Origin of the sequence: Leptolyngbya sp. 'hensonii' (assembly GCF_001939115.1) — a bacterium.
In the GTDB taxonomy this organism is placed as follows: domain Bacteria; phylum Cyanobacteriota; class Cyanobacteriia.
Genome location: NZ_MQTZ01000007.1, coordinates 35887 through 43462 on the forward strand (window position 1 = coordinate 35887; position 7576 = coordinate 43462).

Consider the following 7576-nt stretch of genomic DNA (forward strand, 5'->3'; position numbering starts at 1 on the left):
AAACAATTACGGATTTTGCGTGATTTTCCAACCCCAGCACCGACGAACTTCTTCAAACCAACGAATGATGGGTTCAGCCGTGATGGCTACCATCGTTTCAATGGCGATACGACTATTATCCCAATGTGCGTATTGGACAAGGGTGGCGAAAATCCTTGGCAATAAGCTGATTACCTGTAGGTATTTACGCTCATACCAGTAGGCGCAGCCCAGGACGCCCAGCCCAAAGGTCGTGATGATTGGATTGTCGAGACGATGAGCCTGAATAATGGCTCTCAGAGCCTGGACTTTGGCCAATTTGGCTTGACCTGCTCGACTGTAGCAGTAGGAGAGATTACATCGGCAAATTACTTCCGAATCCAGTTGTTTCAGTCGTTTTATTAAAGATAGGGCCTGAAGGAAATAATGAGTAGCTGACTGGAAATCATGGCTCCGGGCATAATTTGCCCCCATGGTGTGCAAGGCAAAAGCTTCGAACGCCATTAATCCCAGTCTGCGAGCTATTTTTAAGGCCGTCAGTAAGAATTCCTGGGCTAACTGAAAATCCTGTTGCACAGTGTGAAACAGCCCTAAAAAGACATAACCTTGAATCCGGGTGTACCCGTCTTCCAGACGTTCATCCAGCATGAGGAATCGATCGACATACTGTTTTGCCTCTTGAATGCACCGCAGTTCAGCATAGATTCCGATCAATTCTGCCAGGATATCTCCCTCCAGATGAAGATCTGCCACCTGCTGGAGGATAGCAAGTGCTTCCTGGTAAGAGGATAGGGCCTGCTGGAAGCCTCTGCGTTTCTTACTTTGGGCGTTGTGACACCGGCCCAGTAAGGCGAGAGCTTGGGCCAATTGATGAGGATGGTTGAAAAGACGCATTCGTTCTAGAAGCTGCTGCGCATAGCTTTCAGCCAGTGTTCGCTGCTCCTCCCCTAAATTCACGAGTACCAGTCCTTCCAAAGCCCAAATTTCCATTTGCCCATCCTGCTGGTGGAGGGAGAACTGGAGTAACTGCTCATAACACTGTCTCGCTTTCTGGAATTGCCCCTGGTAATAGTAGGCTCGACCCAGACCATGAAAACTCAGTCCTGCGCAGTCCTGGCCTAATTGTCCCAAAAGGGTTTGATAGAGTTGCAGTTGTTCGCCGAAGTTGTTGAGTTGGTGTAACTGCTCATGCAGGGTAAATGGAGCAACAGCTTCAGGTTTCATCAAGAGAACATCCTGGTATACCTGCCGCCATAAACCGGCCTGACCCAGGTAAGTGATTGCGTCCCAGTAGCCTTCCAACTGGTTCAGCCAGGATCTGTCTTCTGCATAGGTGGGAGTCTGCAAAAAGTCCAGGGCCAATTCCAATAGGTTTTTTTCTCGACGAGTCAGCGATCGCTGCGCTAAATCACCTCCTGTTGCATCATCCTTCCAAAACAGACGGCCTGTTCCTTGATGAAGAATGATGCCCTTTAAATCATCCGGTGTGAGTTGCTGTAAGCACGCTTCTCTATCCAGGGCTATTGTCATAGTTCTTCCTCCAAGCGTTGTCGCTCTGTCTCGGCAACACTTTGAATCAGGCTATGCAAACGATACCGATAAGGACGATAGGACGTATCTTTTTCTAACAAAAATCGCTGTTGCAAAACCTCAAAGGCTAGTTTTTGTTGCTCAGCAGGATAGTGGCGGATACGCTGGAGCCAGCGTTCTCGTTCTGCAGGCTTGTAGAAAATAGAACCCTGGCAAATTAACTCAAAAGCGATCGGATGGTCGCGCTGCAAACGCAGAAAAGTTTTCTCGACTCGCCGTCTGACCTCAACGACTAATCTGCGACTCGTTCCATATAATGGCAGCGAGGGAGCAGAACCCTCTCCCCGATCGGTTTCCCTCAAGCGCAGCATCTCCTCAATATCAGGGCCATGCTCCTGCCAGAACAACTGCACATCACCCTGGTAGGCCGATCTCAGTTCACCAATAATCACCCGCAGAGCCAGGGGATGTCCTTCATAAATCTGGATGATTTTTTTCAAACAGGTTTCGTCACCCATTTGGATGGAGATGTCCCATTGCCGAAACAACTGCAGAGACTCCACTTCCGTAAAGCCCCTTACAGGTTGCTGCAGCCATCGATCGGGATATCGACCTTCAGGACAAATGGGAGGTTGATCCTGGGAAGTCAAGATTATCCGACTGGGCATGGTTTTGGCACTGGCCATCTGCATGAAAAATGCTTCGTATAGCGGGTCGATAAATCGAAATTGCCCCTGGGCATCCGATTGCATAATTTCTTCCACCATGTCCAGGACCAGCAGGTGGGGGCGGGTTTGAAGCGCATGGATCATAGCCCTTAGCCACTGTTCTGAATCCTTTTGAGGCATGAGTTGGGAATCCTGATCGGGCAGCAAGGTCTGCACCAGAGTTTCAAAGCTGGGGGATTGTCGGGTCAGCAGAATTTTATGCCCGCAGGTTCCCTCTGGCCAAAGGGAAGTATCTTTCAGCAATCGCAGAGCCAGAGTAGTTTTGCCAATACCTGTTATCCCCTCCAGGCTCAAAATCCGACAATCGGCCTGTAATCGCTGACTGACTGTTTCCAGCAAGGCTTGCCGCCCCACCCAGCGGATTTCCCCACACTCGCCGTCATCATCTTCAAAGCAAAATTCGGAGTCGGTTTTGTCAGCCTGTACAAGGGGAGGGGAAAAGTTTGTTGAGGGTTGGTGGTGAAGCGATTGTTTCTGCGCATCCAGGCGCTGTAATCCTTCCAAGATGGAATCTCGAAAGCCCAGTCTTGTCTTGCGAATCGGGATGTCCAGAATATCAGACAATAAAGCCCAAAGTTTTCGCCCTTCATCCCGCAAGGAAGTGGTGTTGTAGTCCACTCTAAAGTTGCCTTCCCGGCTCCAGATGCCAGGCATTTCCTCATAGGTATACCCCTGGTAGGCAGATTGAAAAATCCTGCGTTGCAAGGGAGTTAATGCTTCACCTGTTTTTGTTTTCACCAGTTGGTTGATCTGGTGGAGCACAGCAACCTCATCCATAGGGGAATATGCCAGAGAAGTGCTTCAACTTGACTCAACATTTTCCTACATTATTCCTGGTTTTCTGAGAAGCTTTGGATTCTTTTAGTTTTTCAGAGTAAAACCCAAAAATGTTTTGCTTGATCTTCACTCGAAAATTTTCAACAAAAACCTATATTTTTAAGTCGAAAAGATCAAATACTAAGCCATGCAAGAACTGCAGATTTACTGAAATACTCCGAGAATTGCATTGTTGTAGCAGCCAGAAAAATCTGGACATCGCCAATCTTCTTGACTTGACTATGGTATATGATGAAACTGGAGAAATATTAATGGAAATCAAATCCACTGAATTCACGTTTATAAAGTGTTTCCATCATGCAGAGAAATCTTTGCTTGCACCTTTGGTGATTGCCTGTTTACTCAGTTTTGGCTCTGCAGTTCAAGCTGCAACTCTTAATACCTGGAGTGAAATATTGGATTCACCTAATGACAGTATTCAAGGTGATACTGTAGGTGGGACTGTTTATGAAATCTATAAGGCATTTTACAGACAGAGAGAAGAAAGGATTGACCTTGCCTTCAATACAAACTTCCCTTTTCAGGGTGTGAGTAGTTCTTTTGCCAGTGATGGCTATATCGGCTTTGGTGATATCATTATCAATACCACAGGCCAGAATTTGAGTGCTGCTCAGGGAGAATTATTTGCAATTCGAGCTGTCTCAAATAACAATTCAGCAGCTCCTAATTTGGGTTTATTGGGAGATGTGTCTGCTAAATCTGTTGCTTCCCAAAATGGGTTAAAACCTGCAAACTTGCAGGCGTATAACAGTTATGTTCAAAGTAATGGAGGGCAACCCTCGATCGGGGACCTACCTGCCAATACGATTTACTTTGATCAGAATGTACATATTCCCAATGTGATTGCCTCTGGAACCTGGCTCGATAATGTTCAGTGGTTAAGTCCAGCAGATTTAAGTGGCTTGGGTGGACCTGGACAATACACCTATGGAGTCAGCTTTGCCAGTTCTATTTTGCCTGATGGCTCTTTTATCTTCCACTGGGGACCAGAGTGCAATAATGATGTGATTGCTGGTATTGTTGAAAAAATTCGTGTTCCTGAGCCGTCCAATGTACTAGGTTTTGCTCTAATGCTAATTGGACTTGCAACAAAGTTTATAACAGGTGTAGTTAAGCCTGCTCTTAAATAGTTTAGATTAATCAAACTGTCGGGAGCATATCACCTTTGCAAGAGAGTATTTATACTCATAGGCTATGATGCTCTATCTACAGACTTTCAGCTATCCTGTTGTGCTACCACTCAAGTTCTGCATCTGCAAAAGCGACATGCGCCCTGACATGCGGGAGCATGTCGCTTTTCTAATTAGCAGAAATGCTTAAGAGGCTGGGTACTGAAAAATATAGGCGGTATCGGTCAGAATCAGAGCAATCTACTCCAGCAACAAAGCCATGCAGCTAGAGCAAGAGCAAGCCCTCAAAGCCCATCTCCAAGCCATTGCCAAAATTCTCTATGACGATACGACTCCGATGCCATGCAAACGCTAGAAGGGATTGAAATGATCGTCAGGCAGAAGATTCAAGCCCATATCATTCCAGCGTTGGGAAATTTTTTATTGGAGCGATTACCGGCACAGTCGTAGGGCGATCTAGAAGAGTGCATCCCACTTTTGTAGCCCTCTCCCTAAATCCCTCTCCCCTTCTGGGAGAGGGACTTTGAATCTGGCTCCCCTTCTCCCAAAGAGGGAGAAGGGGCTGGGGGATGAGGGCAACCTTGCAAAACTGGGATGCTCTCGATCTAGAACCTTGAAAAGCAGGTTAGGAGCGTTATAAATCACCACAAAACAAGCTGAGAAACTGAAGGTGTTGCTGCATCGTGAATTAAGCCCTCATTTGGAGAATTGCTACTCCTACGTTCCGCAGGCTAACAGATATTTTTATTTGTGGATTGGCCTACCGATCTCTGAAAGCCTTATAGAGGGTCAACCTGCGGAACGTAGGATAAAAGCTGATGTTATTTAACACTCATTCCTAAGTTGATATTCTCTTACACTTTCTTACATTTTTGAGGCAGGCGTGGCTTTATTTACTTCCACGTAAAAATAAAATAGGCCACTTCTGTCAGATTAAACTTTATCAAATAAAAATTTCGCCTGAAGAAAATATACAAAATCCTGCATTTTTTCACGAATGGAGTGAAATATTAAGTCATCTCAGTAAAACCTCTTGAATTGTGGGTTCTCATGAGTCAGATTAGGAAAATTTGTGGAAATATTTTCTGAACAACTATCAGAGAGTGGTCAGGAAGACCTCACGCCAATGAGTGCCATTGCGCTAGCTGCGATTACTATTATTGCAGTGAAGACTACTATTAAAGCTGATGCCATTGATAGGTTAAAACGGATAGTAAAAGGTGATAGTCGATCGCTCCAAATCGCCTATAAAGTATATAAAAATAAGTCCACTGATGAATGTGTAATGATTGTCAATAATGCTTTGGATGGCGATCAGAAAATTGCGGCGATCGCCAATCTTCTTGACTTGACAATGGTAGATGGGACTTTGACTACAGCAGAAAAGCGAATTATAGAGAGTTACATTATGGTGTTCCAGATTAATGAAGCTGTTATTCAAAATATTATCGAAGTCATTGCAATTAAAAATGACTTTTCTATCTTCTCCTAAGTTGCAAATTCGCCCACCCAAGGGGAAGCCGCTTGGGAGCATGTCACTTTTGCAGATTCAAGATTTTCGGAGTGCGAGCGTCTCGCTCGCGAGCGGGACGCTCGCACTTCTATAACAAAACTGGGATGCACTCAGCCGCTTGGGAGCATGTCACTTTTGCAGATGCACAAATTTGGATTTAGAGTGCCCGTGTAAGTTGTGGTGCCTTTCTGGCTGGAGACCCGTCAGACTCGGGAAGCCTCCTCTGGCGAAGGTGAGAGTTAGTTAATTCCAATAGGTTTCTCTCGAAAGACCTTTGGCTTCGCTAGTAATGGAGGGCACCTTACGCTCCTGTTAGTGTGCCCAGTAATCCCCTACTGTTTCTGGCCCTCTAACCATGCCTCTAAGTTAGAGAGATGGGAGAAATCTAGCAATGCTTCTCCTAAGATCTCTAATTGAGCCACGGATAACGCCTCAAGCTGTCCACTGATGGGCTCGGGCAATTCTCCCAGGCGACGGGTCAGTTGGCGGAGGATAAGCGATCGGGCTTCTTCCTGCCGCCCTTGTTGCATACCTCGCTCAAATCCAATCTCTTCCACGCTGGTAATGTAGGGCACCTTGCGCTCCTCCTCGTATGCCTTCAAGTCCATCCAGAATGCCTGTTTCAACCCCTCTGGCAAGATCATAACCCAATCAATAAACTTGAATAGATTCACCACCTCCCGCCGATCGTACCCTGTTTCATGCAACCGTCGAATCAAGCTGAGCTTCTATTCCTTGCGGGAGTCAGCATGGCGCTTCGTCTCCTGGGCATTCAAATGAGCCATCACCACCGTAGCAAAGGTATTCTGATTGGTTTCTAATTCCATCCATTTCACCTGATAGTCCAGCAGCTTCACAATGCCAAACTGGAATGACAGGTGAGTGCTGGGATAGGTGAACTCATAACGATCGGGCCACCAATCCGTTCGGTTGTCACAGAGAATCGCTAAACTGACTGCTGGATGACGAAATCGATCGAAAATCCGCAGCGTATACACAAACATGCGCTCGGCGAAGTTGGCTTCCAGTTTAGCTTGCACCTCGACATGCAGCAGCAGAAATAGCTCCTGACCCCGTTTACGCCAGACTCTCACTAACAGGTCAGCAAAACGCTTGCCCGTTTCAGTATCAGGGACAATCTGTTGAAACTCCTTGTCCAGAAACTCAGGGGGCTTGTGCCAATCAATTAGGCAATGTAGTTCGGGAAAGAAAAAGGCGATCGCCTCTGGAAAGTACTGGCGCAGCATCTCTTTCCAGGGAGAATCCTGGTCCGTACGAACAGCCATCGGCAAGCAAGGAAAATACAGTGGTGTGATTGTACCAAAAGAATTTCAGCATCATGAGAATATTGGAAAAGCCTGGGTCCAATTACCCTGGTGACTCAAGTCGCCGACACTGACTGGCAGGCAAATCTCAGTACTGGGTAGTTAAAACAACTACAGCGTTTTTTATGCTGGTGAGGCACAGTAACAGCAATGAGAGAACCAGTTCCTTAAGTCGCTCGATGACACCTGGGAGAAAGCTTCATCAATAGCTTTGGCAAGTTCTGGATAACTGCGTGCCTTAATCGAACGCAGAATGCTCTTAATCTTTGAAAAGCAATTCTCGATAGGCGAAAAGTCTGGTGAGTAAGGGGGTAGGAAAATTAGCTTGGCTCCTGCATCCTCAATCAAATTTCTAACGTCTTCACCCAGATGAATAGAGCAGTTATCCAGGATGACACAGGCACCTTTCCATAACTTAGGCACAAGTTTCTGGGAAATAAAGGCTTCAAAGGTCAGTCCATCAGTTGACCCCATGAGATTGCAGTAAGTCACGACCTCCCGCAGACTAATCGCCCCTAGAATCGAGACTCGTTT

At 46.3% G+C, this 7576-nt stretch carries 7 protein-coding genes; 2 read left to right on the forward strand and 5 right to left on the reverse strand.

What is annotated here, in order from left to right:
- Positions 1-6: 6 nt before the first annotated feature.
- Together BST81_RS03160 and BST81_RS03165 are read right to left on the reverse strand one after the other, a co-directional pair.
- On the reverse strand, positions 7-1509 hold the full coding sequence (locus tag BST81_RS03160; protein ID WP_075597098.1) for a tetratricopeptide repeat protein: 1503 nt from the start codon (positions 1507-1509) through the stop codon (positions 7-9).
- Positions 1506-3014, reverse strand: coding sequence for an ATP-binding protein (locus BST81_RS03165; protein WP_075597099.1), 1509 nt, complete (start codon positions 3012-3014; stop codon positions 1506-1508). The genes BST81_RS03160 and BST81_RS03165 overlap by 4 nt, the downstream gene beginning before the upstream one ends.
- 281 nt (positions 3015-3295) lie before the next feature.
- Here BST81_RS03165 and BST81_RS03170 point away from each other — a divergent pair, with 281 nt between their 5' ends.
- Both BST81_RS03170 and BST81_RS03175 read left to right on the forward strand, forming a co-directional pair.
- A complete protein-coding gene (locus tag BST81_RS03170; protein WP_171974651.1) occupies positions 3296-4204 on the forward strand; it encodes an XDD3 family exosortase-dependent surface protein in 909 nt (302 codons plus the stop codon).
- A 1072-nt stretch (positions 4205-5276) separates the two neighbouring features.
- Positions 5277-5696 (forward strand): hypothetical protein, encoded by a 420-nt coding sequence (locus tag BST81_RS03175; protein WP_075597101.1) that lies wholly within the window; start codon positions 5277-5279, stop codon positions 5694-5696.
- Between the two features lie 353 nt (positions 5697-6049).
- On the opposite strand, the gene BST81_RS28690 is transcribed toward BST81_RS03175, so the two are convergent.
- The 3 genes from BST81_RS28690 to BST81_RS03185 all read right to left on the reverse strand — a co-directional run bounded on the left by BST81_RS28690 (position 6050) and on the right by BST81_RS03185 (position 7564).
- A complete protein-coding gene (locus BST81_RS28690; RefSeq protein WP_253188065.1) occupies positions 6050-6436 on the reverse strand; it encodes a DUF4351 domain-containing protein in 387 nt (128 codons plus the stop codon).
- A 9-nt stretch (positions 6437-6445) separates the two neighbouring features.
- Entirely contained in the window at positions 6446-7003 is a 558-nt protein-coding gene (locus tag BST81_RS28695; protein ID WP_253188066.1) for a hypothetical protein, read from the reverse strand.
- Positions 7004-7165: 162 nt separating this feature from the next.
- Positions 7166-7564: a transposase gene (locus BST81_RS03185; protein ID WP_075597106.1), complete on the reverse strand. Its 399-nt coding sequence runs from the start codon at positions 7562-7564 to the stop codon at positions 7166-7168.
- Positions 7565-7576 lie beyond the last annotated feature (12 nt).

Coding starts and splice junctions, on each gene's coding strand:
- BST81_RS03160 (WP_075597098.1), bottom strand. CDS start 1,509: ATGACAATAGCCCTGGATAGAGAAGCGTGCTTACAGCAACTCACACCG.
- BST81_RS03165 (WP_075597099.1), bottom strand. CDS start 3,014: ATGGATGAGGTTGCTGTGCTCCACCAGATCAACCAACTGGTGAAAACA.
- BST81_RS03170 (WP_171974651.1), top strand. CDS start 3,296: ATGGTATATGATGAAACTGGAGAAATATTAATGGAAATCAAATCCACT.
- BST81_RS28695 (WP_253188066.1), bottom strand. CDS start 7,003: ATGGCTGTTCGTACGGACCAGGATTCTCCCTGGAAAGAGATGCTGCGC.